Source organism: Prevotella sp. (assembly GCF_051059605.1).
GTDB lineage: Bacteria > Bacteroidota > Bacteroidia > Bacteroidales > Bacteroidaceae > Prevotella.
Genome location: NZ_CP050883.1, coordinates 2549523 through 2573497 on the forward strand (window position 1 = coordinate 2549523; position 23975 = coordinate 2573497).

Genomic DNA, 23975 nt, shown 5'->3' on the forward strand with positions numbered 1-23975 from the left:
GCATAAAATTATTGTATAATAGAAGACGAGAAAGAAATATGAAAAAGATTGTATCATTAGCCATAATGATGTTGATTGCTGTTATGGCACAGGCTCAAATGTTAAACCCGGTAAAGTTTTCTTCTCAACTGAAAACCAACGGAACGGCAGAGGCTGAAATTATTTTTAGTGGAACTATAAGTTCGGGATGGCATGTTTATTCCACCGGTTTGGGAGCTGACGGACCTATTTCTGCAACGTTTAACGTCAACAAACTTGACGGAGTTGAACTTGTAGGCAAATTAACTCCCCGTGGAAGTGAAATATCTAACTATGACAAACTGTTTGATATGAAGCTCCGATATTTTGAGCATAGTGTCCAGTTTGTACAGAAAGTAAAGTTCACAAAGCCTAATTATAATATAAGTGCATATCTAGAATATGGTGCATGTAATGACAAAAATTGCCTACCCCCAACATCGGTAGACTTTAGCAAAAGCGGAAAGAGTCCAGCTACAGCTGCGTCAACAAGTAAAACAAATACAGCATCTTCTTCTGACAACAAAGCGTTGTTGCTTGCTGCCGCAAGTGGATCTCCTGAAGCAAAGGCTGCACTTGCCAAACTAAAGGCTGACAGCATTTCAAAAGCTGATTCAATTACCAGCACAAGTCTTTCTTCGGCTGACAAAACATCATTATGGAAACCTGTAATAGGGCAATTAAGACAACAGAACGGAAACAGCGACAGCAATAATCAATCATGGACTTACATATTTTTTATGGGCTTCCTTGGTGGTCTGCTTGCTTTGTTTACGCCATGTGTATGGCCTATAATACCAATGACTGTAAGTTTCTTCCTGAAGCGTGCAAAGGATAATAAGAAAAAAGGTATACGAGACGCTATAACCTACGGTATATCTATCGTTGTTATATACTTAGCTTTAGGACTTGCTGTTACAGGATTATTCGGTGCGTCGGCATTAAATGCTTTAGCCACTAATGCGGTATTCAACATACTGTTCTGTCTACTGCTTATTTTGTTTGCTGTCAGTTTCTTTGGTTGGTTTGAAATACGCTTACCAGAGAAATGGGGAAATGCAGTAGACACGAAAGCAACATCAACAACAGGATTGCTTTCTATCTTCCTTATGGCCTTCACGCTTACTCTTGTAAGTTTCTCATGTACAGGTCCTATAATCGGGTTCTTGCTTGTGGATTTTGCTACATCAGGTTCTATACTTGGCCCGGCAATCGGAATGTTTGGATTTGCGCTTGCTTTGGCATTGCCATTCACTTTGTTTGCAATGTTCCCAAGTTGGCTGAAGAGCGCACCACGCTCTGGTTCATGGATGAATACGATAAAGGTTGTGCTTGGATTCATAGAATTAGCTTTCTCTCTGAAATTCTTTAGTGTTGCTGACCTAGCCTATGGTTGGCATATACTTGACAGAGAAGTTTTCTTGTCACTATGGATTGTCATATTCGGTGCACTCGGACTATATCTCATCGGAAAGCTTAAATTCCAAAGCGATGAGGTTGGTGGCGACATAAACAAGCCAATGCCTGTACCTTGTATTATGCTTGGACTATGCTCATTAGCATTCGCTATATATATGATTCCCGGATTATGGGGTGCACCATGTAAAGCTGTAAGCGCCTTTGCTCCACCAATGAATACCCAGGACTTTAACCTAGATACTAAAGAGATTAAAGCTCAATATACTGATTATGAAGCAGGAATGGCTGCAGCAAAAGCTGCCGGCAAACCAGCTCTTTTAGATTTTACAGGATTTGGATGTGTCAATTGCCGCAAAATGGAAGCTTCTGTATGGACAGACCCACAAGTAGCTGAGAAAATCAGCAAAGAATATATATTGATATCACTCTTTGTGGACGATAAGACTCCACTATCAAAGCCTATGATAATAACTGAAAACGGGCAAAAGCGTACACTGCGCACTATTGGTGATAAGTGGAGTTACCTGCAACGTAGCAAGTTTGGTGCTAATGCCCAACCATTCTATGTCCCTGTTGACAATGAGGGTAATCCTCTAAACGGCAGTTATTCTTATAAGGAGGATATTCCTGATTATACAGCTTTCCTTCAAAAAGGATTAGATAAATATCACAATGCTAGACAATAATATTCGTAAACAGATTCTCTCGCTGATAAACAAAGAGGTGGTTCCTGCCGTAGGATGTACAGAACCTATGGCAGTATCACTTTGCACAGCACGTGCAAAAGAAATATTGAATGTAGTCCCTGAGAAGATAACCGTTTCGCTTAGTGCCAACATTCTGAAGAATGCAATGGGAGTAGGCATTCCCGGTACTGACATGATTGGATTGCCTATAGCCATTGCTCTCGGCGCTATCATTGGTAAAAGTAAATATAAGCTTGAAGTTATAAAAGACTTATCGTGTGAAAGTCTTGAAATGGGGAAAAAATATGTATGCGAAAAGCATATAGATATAAATTTGAAACCTAACATAACAGAGAAACTTTATATAGAAGTGATTTGCCAGTCGGGTAAAAACAAATCTACGGCTATAATATCAGGAGCTCATACGAACTTTATCTATGAGGAGCTTAACGGTGAGATTCTTCTTGATAAACGTAAAGGTACTGACTGCGACAACGAAGATACAGAGATTAGCCTCAACATGCAAATGGTGTGGGACTTCGCAATAACAAGTCCTATTGAAGAGCTTAGATTCATCCTAAAAACAAAGGAATACAACTTAAAGGCAGCACAAGAAAGTTTAAAGGGAAATTACGGCCATTGTCTAGGCAAAACTATGGACCGTCCACTGAGTCGTGGCATTTTCGGTAACAGTATATTCTCTCATATTATCGCAAAGACCGCCTCTGCATGCGATGCCCGTATGGGTGGCGCAATGATTCCTGTAATGAGCAATTCCGGATCCGGTAACCAAGGTATATGCGCTACAAATCCTGTAGCTGTTTATGCAGAGGAAAACGAAAATACCGAGGAAGAACTTATCCGTGGACTGACGCTAAGTCATCTTTCTGCTATATATATCAAGCAGAGTCTTGGTAAACTAAGCGCACTTTGCGGATGTGTTGTAGCAAGTATAGGTTCAAGCTGTGGTATTACATATCTTATGGGAGGCGACTACAAGGATGTTTGTCATGCTGTAAAAAACATGATAGCCAATCTTACCGGAATGATATGTGACGGGGCTAAACCAAGTTGTTCACTTAAGATATGCTCTGGTGTTAGTACAGCTCTTTTGAGCGCATTGCTGGCTCGTGAAGGAAAACATGTAACTTCTGCAGAAGGAATCATTGACCACGATGTAGATCAAAGCATACATAATCTTACAAGTATAGGAAAAGAGGCAATGTGTTCTACAGATGATATGGTGCTTGAGATTATGACACATAAGACTCCTTGCTAGTTTTTACTACAGACTTTTATTTTATTTGCAATGGTAATATTGTTGCAATAAACCATTTTTGGAACAAAAATAAATGAATTTATTTTGTTCTTATGGCAACAAGCATTACCTTTGCAAATGAGATTCGCACTTTTCACAATTAGAAAAGTCATTAATAAAGGGGTCCTATAGTTCAATGGATAGAACAAGTCTCTCCTAAAGATTAGATCCGAGTTCGATTCTCGGTGGGACCACAATGAGCCTTTTTGACTCATCAAATATTATTAACCTTTTAGCCTTATACTATGCTCGGAGCAATAATTGGAGACATCGTAGGCTCACGCTTTGAATTTGCAAAGCAGACTACACCGAATTTTACACTATTCGATAAAGATTGCAACTATACCGACGACACAATATGTAGTGTCGCGATAGCTGATGCTATCCTTAATAAAAGGACATACAAGGATTCACTTCTTGATTGGTGCAGAAGATATCCAAATCCAATGAGTGGATATAGCACTACTTTCAGCAAGTGGATAGAACAAGATAATCCACAACCCAGCAACAGCTGTGGTAATGATGCTGCTATGAGGGTAAGTCCGGTAGGTTGGCTTTTTGATGATTACCATGAGATACTTGAAGAGGCTAAAAAAAGTGCGGAAGTGAGCCATAATCATCCAAACGGAATTATGGGTGCGCAATGTGTTGCTACTATAATTTATTGGCTTCGTACATGCAGAATAACTAAAGAAGAACTTGAAAGTGCTGTGAAACGCAATTTCGGATATTCAATTCCAACGATTAAAGACATATACAAAATTGGCAGTGAGGGTCATTTCGATGGATTATGTGAAGAGACTGTTCCTTATGCTATAAGCTGTTTTCTTGAAAGTGACAACTTTGAGGATGCAATACGCATTGCTGTTGCTGCAGGTGGTGATACTGATACCAAAGCTGCTATATGTGGAGCCATCGCCGAGGCTTATTATGAGGTTCCGGATAGCATGATAGAAAAAGCTTACGAGTACCTTCCTGATGACATGTTGGATCTTGTTACTCAGTTCTGTCAAAGAATACAGAATGAATTGAGAGATTAGCAAATAAACACACCAATATCTTTTTGACTGTTTTATTTTGTACTTTTTCCTTTTTATTGTAAATTTGCACATGAATTCGAATTTTATTATTTACCGGTATGAATATTGAGAATGAAATATGCAGTTCTGTCATCAGCGTGGTGAAAGAACTTTATGGTCAGGATGTGCACGAAAATATGGTGCAACTGCAAAAGACACGTAGTAACTTTGAGGGTAATCTTACTCTTGTGGTTTTCCCTTTTCTTAAGATATCAAAGAAAAAGCCAGAAGATACTGCCAATGAAATTGGTGAAGCTTTGGTTAAGAACTGTGGTGCGATAGCTGGTTTCAATGTTGTTAAGGGATTCCTTAATCTTGTCATTGCTAAAGAGGCTTGGATTGCTCTATTAAATGATATCAATGCCAATGAGAAGTTTGGTGAGAAACAAGTTACAGAGAATTCTCCACTGGTAATGATCGAGTATAGTTCTCCAAATACAAATAAGCCACTTCATCTTGGACACGTTCGTAACAACCTGCTCGGTTGGTCGCTTGCCCAGATTATGGAAGCTAATGGTAACAAGGTTGTAAAGACAAATATTGTCAACGATCGTGGTATCCATATTTGTAAGAGTATGCTTGCCTGGCAGAAATGGGGAGAAGGAATAACTCCTGAGAAAGCAGAGAAAAAGGGTGACCACCTTATTGGTGACTTCTATGTTGCTTTTGACAAGCATTATAAGGCTGAATGCGAAGAGTTGAAAGCCCAATATATAAAGGATGGGATGACCGAGGAAGCTGCTACCGAGAAGGCAAAGAATGAAGCTCCACTTATAAAAGAAGCTCATGAGATGCTTGTAAAATGGGAACACAACGATCCTGAGGTGCGTGCTCTCTGGGAAAAGATGAATGCATGGGTTTATGCAGGATTTGACGAGACATACAAGGCTCTAGGAGTAGGCTTTGACAAGATATATTATGAATCAAATACATACCTCGAGGGCAAAAAGAAGGTAGAGGAAGGTCTTGAAAAGGGACTTTTCTTCCGCAAGGATGACAACAGTGTATGGGCTGACCTGACACAAGATGGTCTTGACCAAAAACTGTTGCTCCGAAGCGACGGTACTTCTGTTTATATGACACAGGATATCGGTACAGCTGATATGCGTTTCAAGGACTTTCCTATTGACAAAATGATTTATGTTGTAGGTAATGAGCAGAACTATCATTTCCAGGTTCTGTCGCTATTACTTGATCGCCTTGGTTTCAAATGGGGAAAGGAACTTGTCCACTTCTCATACGGCATGGTAGAACTTCCTAACGGAAAAATGAAAAGCCGTGAAGGTACCGTTGTCGATGCTGATGAACTTGTATCAGCTATGGTTGAAGATGCAAGAAAGACAAGTGATGAGCTTGGTAAGTTCAAGGATATGACGGATGACGAGAAGCAGGAAGTAGCACGCATTGTCGGTCTTGGTGCACTTAAATACTTTATCCTAAAAGTCGACGCACGCAAGAACATGCTGTTCAACCCAGCAGAGAGTATTGACTTCAACGGTAATACAGGTCCTTTCATTCAATATACATACGCACGTATCCGTTCTATACTCCGTAAGGCTCATGCTGAGAACATTAGCATTCCTGAATCGCTGAATACAGATGCACCGCTTAAAGAAAAGGAAATAGAACTTATTCAGAAGATGAATGAGTTTGGTGCAGCTCTAGAACAAGCAGGAAAAGATTACAGTCCTAGCGGAATAGCAAACTATTGCTATGAACTAACAAAAGACTTCAACCAATTCTATCATGACTACAGCATACTAAATGCTGAAAATGAAGCAGAGAAGATTACACGCCTTGTATTGGCACAGAATGTTGCCAAAGTTATCAAGAACGGTATGGCTCTACTTGGTATCGAAGTTCCAGAAAGAATGTAATACATTAAACTGATTATGACAAATTCCAATCTGACAAATCCACCCGACTGGCGCAACGATACCGTACTGCCATTACCTTTAGAAGTAAAGGCTAATGCTTGGGCTGTTGACGCAGCATGTTCGGGCAATCCTGGTCCGATGGAATATCAGTGTATAGACCTTGCCAATGGTTCTCAGATTTTCCATTTCGGTCCTGTGCATGGGACAAACAACATTGGTGAATTCCTTGCTATTGTTCATGCATTGGCACTTATGGAAAAACAAGGGATAAAAGACAAGGTGATATATTCTGACAGTTATAATGCCATACTTTGGGTAAACAAAAAAGCATGTAAGACTAAGTTGGAACGTAATCCACGCACTGAAGAGTTATATCAAATTGTAGCGCGCGCTGAGCAATGGCTACGCACCCACAACATAAACGTTCCTATCATAAAATGGGAAACAAAAAAGTGGGGAGAGGTTCCAGCCGACTTCGGCAGAAAAAACAAATAACAAAAAATCATCTTTACGATATTGTAAAGATGATTTTTTATTTCTACTCGGTATATTTTAAAAAAGTCTTTATGCTATTCCCATCAATATCAAAGCTGTTTGTAAGTCGTATATTGTATGGAAGCATTGGCGCTTTAGTACCATTATTTACATATTTAGGAGATGTCTCTACGCGTATTTCATCCCATAGATCCAAATCAAGGAATGAATTTAGAGTTTTCGCTCCCCCCTCAACAATGATTGACTGTATTTTTTTTGAATACAGCTCCTTCAACATCTCATTAATATCTGTATCGTGAGTTAATACGATGCGCATAGGATCATTACCGTGCCACTCACGCACGTTCAACATTGGATGTTCTCGTTCGTCTGTAATGCGTCCCACAAGTATTGCATCGTTCTCTGCTCTTAGTTTATGAGATAACATCTTTGTGAATGGAGTAGAAAAAGTAAAAGCTTTAAAATCGTTATCAATAAAACCATTTGCAGACTGTGCCCATTTCAATATTATATAAGGTCGGCTATGGGTATTGAATGTAATGAAACGTCTGTTGAGTTCAAGACATTCTTTTTCCATCACACCCACGACAACCTCTATTCCCGCTTCACGAAGTTTGCGTATTCCTCGCCCTTGCACTTTAGCAAAAGGGTCTATGCAGCCACATACACATCTTTTTACACCTTTACTTATAATGAGATCAGCACAGGGTGGAGTCTTTCCATAATGCGAACATGGTTCAAGACTTACGTATATTGTAGATTCTTTAAGCAAGTGTTCGTCTTCCGGTTTCACGCTTGCGAACGCATTCACTTCAGCATGCCCTTCACCACAACGCACATGATAACCTTCACCTATTATCCTGTCATCGGCAGAAACAATAACAGCTCCTACCATAGGATTTGGTTTAGCGTTAAGCATACCATTACGCGCCAGTTGAAGACAACGTCGCATGTAATATTCAAGTTTCATATCTATTAAAAAAATAACATTGTGTGTTTACAAATGTAGCTATTAAATATATCATTACCAAATAATTACAACAGTTTTGTTTATTATAAATAGATTAAAAAACATGATATTTATATATTTTGTAGTCAAAATAATGACTAAAACAGACATTAATTGTAAAAAAAATAGTACTTTTGCCATAGAATTAATGGCTAAAAAACAATGAATATAATATATTCATCTAATAACCACATACCAATCAACATATAATGGAAAAAACAAGAAGAACATTACTTATTGTGCTAATACTACTGGTAGCAATACCAATGCAGTCTAATAACAGAACAATACTACTTTGTGGACATGTAAAAGACGCATTCACCAATGGTGGAATTAAGAACGTGAAAGTCACCCTTCTTGACGAAAACAAGGTGCCTATTGATAGTCAGACTGTTCAATATTTTAATGAAGACAAAAGCTATATGGACTCTTATTATAAGTTTAGCATACCTGCTGAACCTAAAAAATATATCATCAAGGCAGAACATCCCGATTATGAAACATGTTATATTAAGTATGACGTGAAATATGTGGGACGAAATGAGTATTTTGATGCACCATTTCATTATATGAAGCATAAGATAAAGACTTTGCAAGGCAAGGACTTGAAAGACGTAGTAGTAAAAGCTACAAGGGTTAAGATTGTATTCAAGAATGATACTGTTGTGTATAATGCCGATGCATTCAATCTTCCAAATGGTTCTATGCTTGACGAACTCATTCGACAATTGCCTGGAGTAAAACTTACAGATACCGGAGAGATATATCTTAATGGAAAGAAGGTGGACAATCTGATGTTACAGGGTGAATTTTTTTTCAAAAAAGACAAACAATTGGCCCTAAAGAATTTTCCAGCATACACCGTTAAGAATGTGAGCTTTTATGATAAAATGACTGATCGCAGTAAATATCTTGGATATAATAATGAGCGTAAAGAGTTTGTGATGGATGTTAAACTTAAAAAGGAATATTCTAAGGGCTACATTGCTAATGCAGAGGGAGGATACGGAACACATAACAGATATACTGGTAGATTGTTTGGGCTGAGATACACGCCACATTCACGCTTTACTTTATTTGGTAATTTTAATAACCTGAATCAAGAATACTCTCCCGGATCTGATGGCGAATGGAATCCCCGTTCTTTGTATAATGGTGTTGCTTCTATAAAGGCTGTTGGAATGTATGTTTTTTCTGCAAACAAAGAAGAAACTGTTAAGAATGATTTGACAGCAACACTAAAATGGACTAATTCGGAGAATAATACAAGAACTGTTGCCTCTACATTTCTGCCTACAAATGAAAATTATGTGGCTTCATCTCAAAACGTAAGAGGTCATGGAATATATTCTCTTATAGACAATGAACTTACTATATCAAAACCTTTTTATATATCTTCAAGTACAGGATGGATGTATTATAATTGTGGTTCATGGTATACACAGCGTTCGGTTACTTATAATAAGAGCCCGTTTCATGGCAATGAAAGCGCAGAGAGTTTGATAGACAGGATATTTAAATCGGAGTTGCAACCCATTGATACAACAATGGTAAATAGTATGCAAAAAGATTTTGATACACATGGATATTATTCCTCACTATGGCAAGTACTCGGTACGTCCAAAAAACTACCTTGGGGAGACCATTTTGATGTGAATATTGATGCCACATATACGAAAGAGAAAAGTACCGTATTCAATGACTATCAGATTAGATATATGAATCAAAACCATGATGATCTGCAGAATCAATATAGTAAGGAACCAACGACTCATTTTAGATACAAAGTATGGGGTAGTTACAATATTCATTTGCTAAGTAAATGGAACATTGCTATGGGATATGAGTATCATCAGCAGTACAGACATGAGATACATGATAAATACAGACTCGACTGGTTGGATGGCTGGTCAAAGAGTCACCATATAGGTGATATTCCTTCAACAAGAGATTCGCTTTTGGCAGCTCTAGACTATGGTAATAGTAACTACACATGGTATCATTCACGTGAACATTCAGGTCTCTTCCATGTATTCTATGACAAGGATGACAAGGAAAGCAAGATGAGGTTTGACTTAAATATCAACATCATTAATAAGTATGAAAAGCTGCGCTACCAGAAAGCCAGTTTAGACACAATGGCGTTTAATCGCAACTGGCTGTTTACTCCGTCAGTATCATTCAACTATTCAACACCTAAGGGATTGGGATTGGATATGAGTTATGGTACAGAAATAAATACGCCAGAGTTGATAAAGAAAATAAATGTTACCGATACAACCGATCCACTCGCAAGGTATCGCGGAAACAATGACTTGAAAAATTCATTAAGTCATGTATTCCATTTGGGATTCCGTAACAGAATTGCAAGTATGCAGGCTCAATATAATATAGCAGCTGATTTTAGGATTGACAGAAATCTTATTGGAAATGCCGTTACATACAATCAGTCAAGTGGTGTATACACATATCAGCCACGTAATATAAATGGCAATTGGACCGGTTCTGTAAGTAATGGATTCTCAATGGCACTTGACAAGGATAGATTATGGAACCTGGAGAATAATGCCAGTTTCAACTTCAATCGCAATGTAGACTTTGTAACGCTTGCAGGAAGTGCAGACTATCAGATAAGTAAGGTTAACAACATCTATGTTACAGATGGATTGAAGCTTACGATGCAGAAGAATAAATTCCGTAGTGCGTTGATTGGCAATATGGAATGGCACAATTCCGTTAGTCTTAGCGATAACTTCTCTACAATGAATGTATTTGATTTTAATTATGGTATGACAGCCACTTATGTATTACCTCTTAATATCGGAATTTCTACAGACTTGAAAATGTATTCACGCAGAGGCTACAGTGAAAGCGCTGCCAATAACAACTATTTAATATGGAACATGTCTTTGTCTCGAAGTTTTATCAAAAACAAACTTGATCTCCGTGTAACAGGGTATGACTTGTTGCAAAAAATATCAAATCATTCATTCGTCGTCAATGGACAAGGTCGTACGGAAACATTCTATAACAGCATTCCTAGCTATGTAATGTTGACAATTGGTTATAAGATTAGTGTCAACCCACGATAAGTGACTAAGAACTCTTTTTATAATTATTATTTTAATGATTTGCTGACAATTAGAGCAAATTTCATTAAATTTGCACCATGACATATAGTGAATTATGGCGAAGCCTCACAGGTATATATGATGAAGGTGAAGCCAAAGCCATTGTGAGATTACTTTTGGAAGTGAGGTTTGGAATGAATCTTACTGATATTCTGTGTGGAAAAATAGAAGAACTCTCTGATGATAAAATAGCACAGTTGAATGAATGTATAGAAAGACTCAAAAAGTCAGAGCCGATACAATACATATTAGAACAGGAAGAGTTTGGCGGTAGAATTTTCAGGGTAGCACCAGGCGTATTGATTCCAAGACCAGAAACTTACGGATTGTGCAAAGAAATAATCAAAGAATACAATCGACCATACTGCGCTCTTCAACCTCCTGAACCAATAAACGTACTAGATATTGGCACCGGAAGCGGATGTATTGCGATAACATTGGCTCTTGATCTTTGGAATTCTAATGTCACAGCATGGGATATTTCTTCGGATGCACTTATCATTGCACGTGAAAATGCGCACAGACTTGAGGCGAAAGTAAATCTTGAACTTGAAGATGCCTTGAATATTACTGACGAGAATATAAATCGATGGGACATTATAGTAAGTAATCCACCATATATCTGTGACAACGAAAAAAAGGATATGGCTGAAAATGTGCTTGCCTACGAACCAGATACAGCTTTGTTTGTACCTGATGACGACCCATTAAAGTTTTACAGAGCTATTGCCGAGTATGGTATTAAATCTTTAAAACGTGACGGGATGCTTGCATTTGAGATAAACCCTATTTATGCAAATGAGACAATCTGTATGCTTAAAGAACTTAATTATAAGAATATAAGAACCGTTAGTGATATTTTTGGTAAACAACGATTCACAATCTGCTATAAATGAAACAAATATCTGAAAAAGAAGCACAACTGAAACTATCATCTCTATGCGCACAAGGTGAACATTGTACGCAGGAACTTATAGACAAACTGAATAAATGGGAAATATCAGAAAATGCGCAAGCACGAATAATGGAATATCTCACTAAAAATAAGTTTGTTGACGACGCCCGATTCTGCGAAGCTTTTGTAAAAGACAAGATCAAATATAACGGATGGGGACGCAAAAAGGTAGAGCAGGCTTTATATATTAAACGTATACCTCGCAGTATTTCTGATCCTGTGTTTGAAGAAATTCCCGACGATATGTATCTAGAGAAACTTCGCCCGCTTATAAAACAGAAATATCCTACCATAAAAGCTCGCAACGAATATGAACGAGCAATGAAGCTCATCAAATTCGCTATGGGCAGAGGTTTCGATATGAGAATCATTCGTATGTGTATTGACGAAGCAGACGAGTTAGCGGATGATTAGTTTTTTCAGCAGACTTATAGACCTTATCGCCCCACGTTGTTGTGCGATTTGCGGATGTAGGCTCAGCATAACGGAACAGACCCTGTGCAGCAGTTGCGACCGACACATTCCACGCACGTGGTATGAACGTTCACCGTATGATAACATGATGAATCGCCTTTATTGGAAACAAATACCGATAGAGAAAACCTCAGCTCTATTTTTCTATGATGCACAAGCACCAGTGAGCAAAGCCATTTATGATTTGAAATATCATCATTGTCCTGAAATAGGAATCAGCCTTGGAGAAATCGCAGCAAGAGAATTCAATAACGAAAACTTTTTCGAAGGCATTGATATGATTATACCAGTTCCTTTGACAAAAAAGAGACAACACAACAGAGGCTACAATCAAAGTATGATGATTGCCAGAGGAATAAGTAATGTAACGGGAATAAAAATCAACAATAAGATAGTTAAGAGAACACTTTTCAAGGAAAGCCAGACTCACAAAGACGTGATAGACCGCAAGGAAAACGTGAAGGACGCATTCAGCATTATCAACACAAAAGCTATAGCCAATCATCACATTCTACTTGTTGATGACATTGTAACAACAGGGGCAACGACTATTGCATGTTCACAGCAACTAATGAAGGCAGAGGGCATAAAGATAAGCATTGTTTCACTGGGATTTGTAAAACCGTAAATAAAAGTAAAATTCACACTAAAAATTTGTATTGTGGGATATTTCCACTAACTTTGCACTAATTTATAATTAAAACCATACTGAAAATGGACATTTTAAAGAAAGACTTCGCTTCGAAGTTGCTTAAGGTAAAAGCCATTAAATTGCAACCAAACAATCCTTTTACTTGGGCTTCAGGTTGGAAATCACCATTTTATTGCGATAACAGAAAGACATTGTCTTATCCTGACTTGCGTAACTACGTAAAGTTGGAAATAGTTCACAACATTTTGGAACACTTCCCTGATGTAGAGGCTATCGCCGGAGTTGCTACCGGAGCCATTGCTCAAGGCGCACTTGTTGCCGACGCATTAAACCTTCCTTTCGTTTACGTTCGTTCTAAACCAAAAGATCACGGATTGGAAAATCTTATCGAAGGTGAACTGAGACCAGGAATGAAAGTTGTTGTTGTAGAAGATCTTATCTCTACAGGCGGCAGCAGTCTTAAAGCAGTTGAAGCTATCCGCAACAATGCTTGTGACGTGATTGGTATGATTGCAAGCTACACTTATGGTTTCCCTGTTGCCGAAAAGGCTTTCGAGGAAGCTAAAGTTAAATTGGTTACACTTACCGACTACGATCATGTTGTAGCAGAAGCTCTTGAAACAGGATATATTGCAGAAGACGATGTAGAAGTTTTACACAAATGGCGCAAAGATCCAGCAAACTGGAATAAATAATATATGGCAACATTCGAAAGTACTATCCGACAGATAAACTATCCTCAACAGAATGTATATAATCTGCTGAGCGATTTAAGTAATATCGAAAGAATAAAGGACCGTCTACCAGAAGACAAGATAAAAGATCTCACATTCGATGAGAATTCAATTTCAATAAGTTCTCCTATGGGTGCAGTGAAATTAAATATTATTGAACGTGAAGAACCAAGTTGCATCAAGTTTGAAACAGAAAAGAGTCCATTGCCTTTCAATTTATGGATTCAGATCTTGCCAGTAGACGAAGCCAGTAGCAAGATAAAGCTAACTATCAAGGCTGAACTTAATCCTTTCATTAAGGGTATGGTTTCAAAACCATTGCAGGAAGGTATCGAAAAGATTGCCGACGCACTGCAAATGATTAAATACGATTAACGAGTATAGATAACTATGGCAAATAAGCTTTGGGAGAAGGACTTTGAAGTAAACAAGGAAATTGAACGCTTTACAGTGGGCAAGGACCGAGATATGGACCTGTATCTAGCTAAATATGATGTACTGGGCTCTATGGCTCACATCACAATGCTAGAAAGTATCGGACTACTTGAAAAAGACGAACTTGACAAACTTCTTATTGAACTTAAAAATATCTACGCGATATGCGAGAGCGGAAAGTTCAGAATTGAGGAAGGCGTTGAGGATGTACATTCACAAGTGGAACTTATGCTTACCCAGAAATTGGGTGACATGGGAAAGAAGATACATTCGGGAAGAAGTCGTAACGACCAAGTGCTTATAGACCTAAAGTTATACACTCGTCATGAGCTTAAAGAAATTGTAGACAGTGTCAAGTTACTCTTTGATGAACTTATTGGTAAGAGTAATCAATACAAAGATGTTCTCATGCCAGGCTATACTCATTTGCAGATAGCAATGCCGAGTTCTTTCGGACTCTGGTTTGGCGCTTATGCCGAGGGACTTGCAGATGACATGCTATTTCTTCAAGCAGCATACAAGATGACAAACCGCAACCCTCTAGGTTCGGCTGCAGGTTACGGAAGCAGTTTCCCACTGAACCGTACAATGACAACAAAGTTATTGGGATTTGACTCAATGGATTATAATGTTGTTTATGCTCAGATGGGACGTGGCAAAATGGAACGTAATGTTGCTTTTGCACTTTCTACTGTTGCCGGGACGCTTGCAAAGATGGCTTTCGACGCATGCATGTTCAACTGTCAGAACTTTAATTTCGTAAAACTTCCAAAGGAATGTACCACAGGAAGTAGCATCATGCCGCATAAGAAGAACCCAGACGTTTTTGAACTTATACGCGCTAAGAGCAACAAGATTCAAAGTCTGCCACAGCAGATAATGCTTATCATGAATAATCTTCCTGTAGGATATTTCCGTGATTTGCAAATCATAAAAGAAGTATTTCTGCCTGCATTCGACGAATTGAAAGACTGTCTGCAGATGGCTGCTTACATCATAAACAAGATGGAGGTAAACGAGCATATACTTGAAAATTCCATGTATGACCCAATGTTCTCTGTTGAGGAAGTAAACCAACTTGCTTCAGCAGGAATGCCATTCCGTGACGCATATAAGAAGGTAGGACTTGAAATAGAAGCAGGCACATTCAAGGCTGACCGAAACATTCATCACACCCATGAAGGAAGTATCGGAAATCTTTGCAACGACAAGATACAGAATCTGATGGAAGATACATTGAAAGGTTTTAACTTTAAACGTATGACCAACGCAGAAAAAGAACTTCTAAAATAAATGAGGAAGAAAAATATAATAATAGCATTTATTTTATTACTGCTGACTAACTCATGCAGCAATGTGCAAAATGAGTTTAGCAGTAACAGATGCTATTTTATATTTGAAAACGGCAATCACAACAATTCACGACTTGCAGAAGCCATGACTCCATATAGTGGTGTTTTCTGTACGATAAGTCTTATTACTGAAAACGGAGCTCAGTATTATTCATTTACGAATAGCTCTGGACTTACAGAAAAGACAATTCTTACAGATCTTGACAAGCAACGCACTCACATACTTGGATTTAACAACGGACTTGTTGTAGGATATGGAAAACTAAGCGATCCGCTGACTTTCTATGCTTACGACTTAGAGTGTCCTAATTGTTTTGACCCAGACGCCATACCTGTAAGAAGTAAAAAATTATCTATATCAACAAGCGGTATCGCTACATGTAATGTGTGTAAACGACAATACGACCTCAACAACGGAGGTATAATAACAAGTGGGGACAAAGGTAACAAACTTACCAGATATCATGCATCAACAACAGGTGCATATGGAACACTTAACGTGTACAATTAACGCATTAATATTTAAAATGTGTAAATTCATTTGGCAGTTTGAATATTAACCATTATCTTTGCATCACTTTTTCGCGGAAATAGCTCAGTTGGTAGAGCACGACCTTGCCAAGGTCGGGGTCGCGGGTCCGAGTCCCGTTTTCCGCTCAACTGTTTATTAATAGTTCTTAATTCCTTTGCCGCAATGGTGGAATTGGTAGACACGAGGGACTTAAAATCCCTTGGCCAGTAATGGCTGTGCGGGTTCGAGTCCCGCTCGCGGCACTTCCTATTAAATTTATTACGTTTATGAATAAAAATCTAATTCTTTCATTAACTGCATGTTCATTGTTATTAACGACATCATGCTCTAAATTAGGCAAACTTTCTGCCGACAATTTTACAATAACTCCCAACCCACTTGAGACTCTTGGAGGAAAAGTTCCTGCTACTGTAGACGGACAATTCCCAGAGAAGTACATGAAGAAGAAAGCTACTGTTACAGTAACTCCTGAATTGAGATATGGCAATGGTCTTGTAGCTAAAGGCCAAAGCACTACTTTCCAGGGTCAGAAGGTAATGGGCAACAATCAGGTCATCCAATATAAGGTTGGAGGAAGATATACTATGAAAGCTGCTTTCGACTATGTTCCAGAAATGCAGAGTAGTGACATGTATCTCACTTTTGACGCACACATTGGAAAGAAGAAAGTAAACGTTCCTGAGGTTAAGGTTGCAACAGGTGTAATCTCAACATCAGAACTCTACAAAAAGACTATGACAAATGAAGGTGCTTGCATTGCTCCAGATTCTTTCCAGCGCATCAACGCTAAGAAGCAGGAAGCTAATGTTAAGTTCATCATCAACCAAGCTAACTTGCGCAGTAGTCAGTTGAAGAACAACAGTGTTAAAGAATTTGTCAAAATGCTGAAGAATATCAACGCTGATCGCGAGAAACTAGCTATAAAGAATGTTGAAATTCAGGCTTACGCTTCACCAGAAGGTGGTTTCTCTTTCAACAACAAACTAGCTAACAAGCGTCAGAACACTAGTGAGGGATATGTAAAGAATCAGCTTAAGGCTACTAAAGTTAAGACTGATATAGATGCTCACTACACAGCTCAGGATTGGGAAGGTTTCCAGCAGCTTGTACAGGCAAGTAACATTCAGGACAAGGAAGTAATCCTTCGTGTTCTTTCTATGTATAAAGACCCACAGCAGCGCGAGCAGCAGATTCGTAACATGAGCGAAGGCTTCCGTGAACTTGCTAACGAGATTCTTCCAGAACTTCGTCGCAGTCGCCTTATCATCAACTACGAAACTATCGGTCGCAGCGATGAGCAGATCAACGAGCAGTATGCTGCTGATCCATCAAAACTTTCTGTTGATGAACTTCTTTATGCAGCATCTCTTGAAAACGACGCAGCAAAGAAAGAGGACATCTACAAAAAGGCAGCAGAATTGTATAGCAACGATTATCGTGCATTCAACAATATCGCAGCTCTTGAATTAAACAAGGGTAACGAAGATGTTGCCAACAAGTATATCAACGAAGCTATCAAGGCTAACGCTGATGCTCCAGAGGCTTATGCTAACAAGGCATATATCAACCTTTTAAACGGTCAGCTTGAAGAGGCTCAGAACAACCTTGCTAAAGCCGCTAACGGAAACGGATTCAATGAAGTACTTGGCAACTTGAATATAGCACGTGGAAACTATGCTAATGCAGCTGATGAGTTCAGCAAATCTAACAACAATAGTGCTGTTCTTGCACAGATTCTTAATAAAGACTATGCTGCTGCTGAGCAGACAATCAAGAATGTTAAGAACGCTGACGCAGTAACAAGTTATCTACACGCAATTCTTTGCGCTCGTCAGGGTAACAACTCTGATGCAAACACTTATCTAAAGGAAGCTCTGCAGAAGGATTCTTCTTTGGCTACATACGCCAACAAGGATCTAGAATTCGCAAAACTCAATAAATGAAACAAATAAGTTTTCTTATACTATTCACCCTGGTTTTGGTATCTTGTGGAACCGACAATCATCATTTTGAGATTGAAGGTCGACTCACAAACCTCAACCAGGGTGAGTTTTATGTTTATAGCCCAGATGGTGGTCTGAGTGGTATAGACACAATAAAGGTTGAAGGTGGACGCTTCTCATACGAGATGCCGTGTGAAAACGAATGCGTATTGGTGGTAGTGTTCCCAAACTTTTCAGAACAAGCGATTTTTGCTAAACCTGGTAAATCTGTAGACGTTAAGGGAGATGCCTCTCACCTTAAGGAATTAGAGGTTACCGGAACTGATGACAACGAACTGATGACAAAATTCCGCCATCAGATTTCAAATGCTTCACCTCCAGAAATATCTAAGTATGCTTCTATGTTTATAGGGGACCATCCTGAATCTCCGGTTGGCGCATTTATCGTGTCGCAATATATTCTGAAGAGCCAACAGCCAGACTATAAGAAAGCAATGAAGTTGCTTGGTATTCTACACAATCAACAACCACGCAACGGTTACGTAAATCATCTTATCGCACAGGTGAAAACAATATGCGATGCTGAATCTGGCAATACTGTTGCCAATTTTACGGCATACGACATAAACGACAAAGCTGTTTCTTCATCAACATTGAAAAGTTCGCCTATAGCTCTTATCTACACTTGGGCTTCATGGAGCTTTGAAAGCACAGACATGCAGCGCAGACTGAAAGATATGAACGACAAGGCTGCCGGAAAGCTACAAATAGTCGGTATATGTTTAGATGCTAGCAAAGCCGACTGCAAAAGAAACATTTCGCAAAATCAGATAAACTGGCCGATAATATGCGACGAACAGATGTTTGAAAGTCCACTTGTAAAGAAGTTGGGCTTGTTGGCTGTACCAGATAACATATTGATGCAAAACGGTCGTGTAGTTGCTCGCGGACTTTCTATTAACGATCTTACACAACGACTGGGGAAAATGATCTGATCTAGATTATTAACCAACTAAAAAACATAAAAAATTTATTGAAGATATGCTTGTAAAGACCTATTGCGCTGCTGTCAATGGGCTTGAAGTAACCACTATCACTATTGAAGTGAGTATGAATCCTGGCGTGATGTATCATCTCACAGGACTTGGAGATAAGGCGGTTATGGAAGGACGTGACAGAATTGCAGCCGCAATGCAATATTGTGGATATAAATTCCCAAAAGCAGATATTACCGTAAACATGGCACCTGCAGATTTAAAGAAGGAAGGAAGTGGATTTGATCTGCCGCTCGCTATAGCCCTTTTAGCAGCCCATGGAAATATAGAATCCGACAAACTGGCTAGCTACATGCTTGTAGGAGAATTGGGACTTGATGGCAAATTGCAACCTGTAAAAGGTGCACTGCCTATCGCAATAAAAGCAAGAGCCGAACAATTCAAAGGTCTGATAGTGCCAAAAGACAATGTAAAAGAGGCTGCCGTAGTAAACAATCTTGATGTTTACGGAATGGAAAACTTGCTTGATGTTGTGAAATTTCTTACAGGGATGGAAGAATATAATCCAACAGTTATTGATACCAGAAAGGAATTCTACGAACAGCAATACGACTTTGATTTTGATTTTAGCGACGTACGTGGACAGGAAAATGTGAAGCGCGCCTTAGAAGTAGCTGCTGCCGGCGGTCACAATCTTATTATGGTTGGTCCTCCAGGAAGTGGCAAGTCTATGATGGCAAAGCGATTACCGTCAATACTTCCACCATTATCTCTTTCAGAGAGCCTTGAAACAACACAGATTCATAGCATTGCCGGAAAACTTGGATGTAATACATCACTAATAAGTCAACGGCCTTTTCGCTCTCCTCACCACACAATTTCAGAAGTAGCCCTTGTAGGCGGCGGCACAAACCCAATGCCTGGTGAAATTTCACTAGCCCACAATGGAGTATTGTTTTGCGATGAATTGCCTGAATTCAACAAACATACTTTGGAAGTACTAAGACAACCACTAGAAGACCGGGAAATCACGATTAGCAGAGCAAAATACAATATAGAATATCCATGTTCTTTCATGTTTGTCGCAAGCATGAATCCATGTCCATGTGGCTACTATGGCGACCCAACTCACCATTGCGTATGTACACCTGGGCAAATCCAACGCTATATGAATAAAATTAGCGGTCCACTACTCGACCGCATCGATATTCAGTGCGAGATTACCCCAGTGCCTTTTAAAGATATAAGCAAGGCTATACCTGGAGAACCAAGTAAAAATATCCGTGAACGTGTTATTGCTGCCAGAGAGATACAGACAGAGCGCTTCAAGGATTGCATTGGTATACACAGCAATGCACAAATGACCGAACGGATGATTCATCAATATGCAGAACCAGACGAAGAGGGAATAACGATGCTTCGCATGGCTATGGAGAGACTTAGTCTCAGCGCCAGAGCCTATAGCCGTATTCTTAAGGTTGCGCGTACCATTGCCGACTTGGCAAACAGCGAATGTGTAAAAGTGGAGCATCTAGCCGAGGCTATAAGTTATCGCCAACTCGATCGTGGCGACTGGGCAGAGAGATAAAAAAGAGTCATTTCTCTTTGTATTACGCCCGATTTGTTGTAATTTTGCACACAAAGAATTAAAAGTCAACGATTTAGATGGAAGAAAATAAATTTAAGCGTACCACCGTCACTGCGGCTCTGCCGTATGCTAATGGTGGTGTACATATCGGTCATCTGGCTGGAGTTTATGTTCCTGCCGACATCTATGTCCGCTACCTCAGATTGAAGAAGCAGGATGTAGTATTTATAGGCGGTAGTGACGAGCATGGAGTTCCTATCACTTTAAGGGCAAAGAAAGAAGGTATAACGCCACAGGATGTTTGTGACCGCTACCACAAGATGATAAAAGATTCTTTTAAGGAATTTGGTATCAGCTTTGATGTATATAGTCGCACTACTAGCGATACTCATAATAAATTAGCAAGCGACTTCTTCAAGAAACTTTACGAAGACGGCAAACTTGTTGAAAAGGAAAGCGAACAGTATTATGATGAAGAAGCTCATCAATTCCTTGCAGATAGATATATCATGGGGGAATGCCCACACTGCCATAATTTAAATGCTTATGGCGATCAGTGCGAGAAGTGTGGTAGCGACCTTAGTCCTATGGAACTTATCAATCCACATTCCACAATATCTGGTTCAAAGCCAGTAATAAAGAAGACAAAGAACTGGTTCCTCCCTCTTAATGAGTATCAGGGCTGGCTTAAGAAATGGATTCTTGAAGGACACAAGGAATGGCGTCCAAATGTTTACGGACAGTGCAAAAGCTGGTTGGATATGGATTTACAGCCACGCGCTATGACACGTGACCTTGATTGGGGAATACCTGTCCCTGTAGAAGGTGCAGATGGAAAAGTGCTTTACGTATGGTTTGATGCTCCTATCGGTTACATCAGCAATACAAAAGAACTTTGTGACAATGAGCCTGAAAAGTTTGGCAACTGGGAAAAGTGGTGGAAAGATCCAGAAACACGTCTAGTGCATTTTATCGGAAAGGATAATATCGTATTCCACTGCATTATATTCCCAACAATGCTAAAGGCTTACGGAGATTATATACTTCCAGATAACGTTCCTGCAAACGAATTCCTCAATCTTGAGGACGACAAGATTTCAACAAGTCGCAACTGGGCGGTATGGTTGCATGAATATTTGCAGGACCTTCCTGGCAAACAGGATGTTTTGCGTTATGTTCTCACAGCCAATGCTCCAGAGACAAAAGACAACAACTTCACATGGAAAGACTTCCAGGAGCGCAATAACTCTGAACTTGTTGCTATATATGGTAATTTCGTCAACCGTGCACTTCAGCTAACAAAGAAATATTGGGATGGTGTTGTACCTGCCTGTGGCGAACTACAGGATGTTGACCGTGCTGCGCTTGCGGAATTTAAGGATGTGAAAGATAAGCTGGAGTCTTATCTTAATGTATTCAAGTTCCGTGAGGCTCAAAAAGAGGCTATGACTCTTGCTCGTATCGGTAATAAATATATCACCGAATGCGAACCATGGAAGGTTTGGAAAACAGATCCTAAGCGCGTAGAGACTATCCTCAACATATCATTACAGCTTGTAGCCAATCTAGCTATTGCTTTTGAACCGTTCCTGCCATTCTCTTCTGATAAGCTACGTAAACTAATCAATATGGAGAGTTTCGATTGGGCACAGCTAGGAAGCACTGATTTACTCAAAGCAGGACATCAGCTTGCAGAACCAGAACTGTTGTTTGAGAAACTTGAGGACGATGTTATACAGAAACAGCTAGACAAATTGGCTGAGACAAAGAAAGCCAATGAAGCTGCGACATATAAGTCTGAACCTATAAAGGAAAATGTTGACTTCAGCGAATGGGAGAAACTAGATATCCGTGTAGGTCATATCAAAGACTGTGAGAAAGTAAAGAAGAGCAGCAAACTGCTTAAATTCACTATTGACGACGGTAGTGGTACCGACCGCACAATATGTTCGGGTATAGCAAAGTTCTACAGCCCAGAAGACCTTATAGGCAAAGACGTACTCTTTATTGCTAACCTTGCCCCTCGCAAGCTAATGGGCATAGAGAGTCAAGGCATGATATTAAGTGCTGAGAACTTCGACGGTGACCTCAGCGTAACAACTATTTTGAAGAATGTGAAGCCAGGAAGCAAGATTTGCTAAACCAAGGCTTAACGATAATACAAAAAATCCAACTGCATTGATTGCAGTTGGATTTTTTATTTACGGTCATTACAGTCACGCTAAACAAGAAATGAGTCTGTGTTTAATTTAAAATCAATTAGTTATATTATATTTTCATGTGAACCGATTTAAATATATAATCACTAACATTTTAAAGTGGCATCAGCAACGGGTTGATTTTTTGCATATTTAGAGTGCTTTCCCTGCGTTTTACTTATTATTTAGCTACGAAGCTACGGCATCTCTCGTAAAGCCTGTAAACAGAGGGATTGACGATACGTAGCTAGGAGGATTTAGCTACGGTAAGCTACGTTCTAGCTACGTAAACTTGTGTAGTTTTAGGATGGAATGTTATTCTATAAGTAAATTTATCAAAGAATCGTTGGCTGCATCTGAGAAACTGGGGATGTGTAAACGAGAGCAGAATTTCCAAGCTTGTTTAACTATTCTGCTGAATCCCACTGAATTCTCGGCAAAGATACTCCAAAAATTTTGTCCATGCAATCAGATTTAGGTTAGCCTGTTAGCCAAAATTTCAATTACTGGATGCTACACATCGTAATACACGTGCGCATGCCTACACGCACACTCTGGGTTTTTCGTAAAAACAAGTGTCGAAGTGTCTATCCGTTGAGCATCAATTTGTTAGAATACTTTTCAAGTGGCATTAAGTGTCGGTTATTCGTCGGTAAAATCTAAGGGAAAATTCCCCTCATATTGAATTACACTTTGCGAAGTAATTTGATGCGGTTTACGATGTTTTGTAATCCGTTTTACGTTATATTGCATTGCGTTTTGCGATAAAATGGAAGGTAAAACATCGTAGAAACGTTTGCGTTTCTATATGGAATCAGATGCATTTCTATATAGAAACGCATGCAAAACTCGATATTTAACCGTCAGCTCACCGTCACTTTACGACGTCTGATTTGTCGATAAAATACTGGTATTCATTAAGTTGACACTTCGACACTTGTTTTTAATAAGTCCTAAGTGCGCGCGTGCATACACGTACATTATATAAGCAGAAAAAAATGACGTAGCTAGAACGTAGCTTACCGTAGCTAAATCCTCCTAGCTACGTATCGTCAATCCCTCTGTTTAAAGGCTCTGCGAGAGAT

The 23975-nt window shown here is 39.3% G+C and carries 18 protein-coding genes and 3 tRNA genes; 20 read left to right on the plus strand and 1 reads right to left on the minus strand.

Annotated features, from left to right (window positions below; genetic code table 11):
• Positions 1-38: 38 nt before the first annotated feature.
• The 6 genes from HEQ28_RS10050 to HEQ28_RS10075 all read left to right on the plus strand — a co-directional run bounded on the left by HEQ28_RS10050 (position 39) and on the right by HEQ28_RS10075 (position 6892).
• The gene (locus HEQ28_RS10050; protein WP_434502098.1) at positions 39-2123 is read left to right on the plus strand and encodes a protein-disulfide reductase DsbD family protein; all 2085 of its coding nucleotides are present in this window, start codon (positions 39-41) and stop codon (positions 2121-2123) included.
• Complete coding sequence (locus HEQ28_RS10055) at positions 2110-3402, plus strand: L-cysteine desulfidase family protein (protein ID WP_434502099.1); 1293 nt, start codon at positions 2110-2112, stop codon at positions 3400-3402. The genes HEQ28_RS10050 and HEQ28_RS10055 overlap by 14 nt, the downstream gene beginning before the upstream one ends.
• 161 nt (positions 3403-3563) lie before the next feature.
• Positions 3564-3635, plus strand: a tRNA-Arg gene (locus HEQ28_RS10060).
• Between the two features lie 51 nt (positions 3636-3686).
• Entirely contained in the window at positions 3687-4481 is a 795-nt protein-coding gene (locus HEQ28_RS10065; protein WP_434502100.1) for an ADP-ribosylglycohydrolase family protein, read from the plus strand.
• 98 nt (positions 4482-4579) lie between these two features.
• On the plus strand, positions 4580-6397 hold the full coding sequence (gene argS, locus HEQ28_RS10070) for an arginine--tRNA ligase (RefSeq protein WP_434502101.1): 1818 nt from the start codon (positions 4580-4582) through the stop codon (positions 6395-6397).
• A 15-nt stretch (positions 6398-6412) separates the two neighbouring features.
• A complete protein-coding gene (locus HEQ28_RS10075) occupies positions 6413-6892 on the plus strand; it encodes an RNase H family protein (protein WP_434502102.1) in 480 nt (159 codons plus the stop codon).
• A gap of 43 nt (positions 6893-6935) precedes the next feature.
• On the opposite strand, the gene ribD is transcribed toward HEQ28_RS10075, so the two are convergent.
• The gene (gene ribD / locus HEQ28_RS10080) at positions 6936-7862 is read right to left on the minus strand and encodes a bifunctional diaminohydroxyphosphoribosylaminopyrimidine deaminase/5-amino-6-(5-phosphoribosylamino)uracil reductase RibD (RefSeq protein ID WP_434502103.1); all 927 of its coding nucleotides are present in this window, start codon (positions 7860-7862) and stop codon (positions 6936-6938) included.
• Between the two features lie 248 nt (positions 7863-8110).
• Here ribD and HEQ28_RS10085 point away from each other — a divergent pair, with 248 nt between their 5' ends.
• The 14 genes from HEQ28_RS10085 to metG all read left to right on the plus strand — a co-directional run bounded on the left by HEQ28_RS10085 (position 8111) and on the right by metG (position 22833).
• Positions 8111-10993 carry an outer membrane beta-barrel protein gene (locus HEQ28_RS10085; protein ID WP_434502104.1) on the plus strand — a complete coding sequence of 961 codons (2883 nt, stop codon included), beginning with the start codon at positions 8111-8113 and terminating at the stop codon, positions 10991-10993.
• A gap of 77 nt (positions 10994-11070) precedes the next feature.
• Positions 11071-11928 carry a peptide chain release factor N(5)-glutamine methyltransferase gene (prmC, locus tag HEQ28_RS10090; RefSeq protein ID WP_434502105.1) on the plus strand — a complete coding sequence of 286 codons (858 nt, stop codon included), beginning with the start codon at positions 11071-11073 and terminating at the stop codon, positions 11926-11928.
• Positions 11925-12401, plus strand: a complete 477-nt coding sequence (locus HEQ28_RS10095) for a regulatory protein RecX (protein ID WP_434502106.1) — start codon at positions 11925-11927, stop codon at positions 12399-12401. The genes prmC and HEQ28_RS10095 overlap by 4 nt, the downstream gene beginning before the upstream one ends.
• Positions 12394-13089, plus strand: coding sequence for a ComF family protein (locus HEQ28_RS10100; protein ID WP_434502107.1), 696 nt, complete (start codon positions 12394-12396; stop codon positions 13087-13089). Before HEQ28_RS10095 ends, HEQ28_RS10100 begins: the two co-directional genes overlap by 8 nt.
• Before the next feature lie 86 nt (positions 13090-13175).
• Positions 13176-13808 (plus strand): orotate phosphoribosyltransferase, encoded by a 633-nt coding sequence (gene pyrE, locus HEQ28_RS10105; RefSeq protein WP_434502108.1) that lies wholly within the window; start codon positions 13176-13178, stop codon positions 13806-13808.
• 3 nt (positions 13809-13811) lie between these two features.
• Positions 13812-14222, plus strand: a complete 411-nt coding sequence (locus tag HEQ28_RS10110) for an SRPBCC family protein (RefSeq protein ID WP_434502109.1) — start codon at positions 13812-13814, stop codon at positions 14220-14222.
• Positions 14223-14237: 15 nt separating this feature from the next.
• Positions 14238-15575, plus strand: a complete 1338-nt coding sequence (gene argH / locus HEQ28_RS10115; protein ID WP_434502110.1) for an argininosuccinate lyase — start codon at positions 14238-14240, stop codon at positions 15573-15575.
• Entirely contained in the window at positions 15576-16145 is a 570-nt protein-coding gene (locus HEQ28_RS10120; protein ID WP_434502111.1) for a hypothetical protein, read from the plus strand. It abuts the gene before it with no gap.
• Positions 16146-16218: 73 nt separating this feature from the next.
• Positions 16219-16291, plus strand: a tRNA-Gly gene (locus HEQ28_RS10125).
• A gap of 31 nt (positions 16292-16322) precedes the next feature.
• Positions 16323-16408, plus strand: a tRNA-Leu gene (locus HEQ28_RS10130).
• A 24-nt stretch (positions 16409-16432) separates the two neighbouring features.
• Entirely contained in the window at positions 16433-18109 is a 1677-nt protein-coding gene (locus HEQ28_RS10135; RefSeq protein ID WP_434502112.1) for a tetratricopeptide repeat protein, read from the plus strand.
• Positions 18106-19104, plus strand: coding sequence for a DUF4369 domain-containing protein (locus HEQ28_RS10140; protein ID WP_434502113.1), 999 nt, complete (start codon positions 18106-18108; stop codon positions 19102-19104). Before HEQ28_RS10135 ends, HEQ28_RS10140 begins: the two co-directional genes overlap by 4 nt.
• Before the next feature lie 46 nt (positions 19105-19150).
• On the plus strand, positions 19151-20692 hold the full coding sequence (locus HEQ28_RS10145; RefSeq protein ID WP_434502114.1) for a YifB family Mg chelatase-like AAA ATPase: 1542 nt from the start codon (positions 19151-19153) through the stop codon (positions 20690-20692).
• 77 nt (positions 20693-20769) lie between these two features.
• Positions 20770-22833, plus strand: coding sequence for a methionine--tRNA ligase (gene metG, locus HEQ28_RS10150; RefSeq protein ID WP_434502115.1), 2064 nt, complete (start codon positions 20770-20772; stop codon positions 22831-22833).
• Positions 22834-23975 lie beyond the last annotated feature (1142 nt).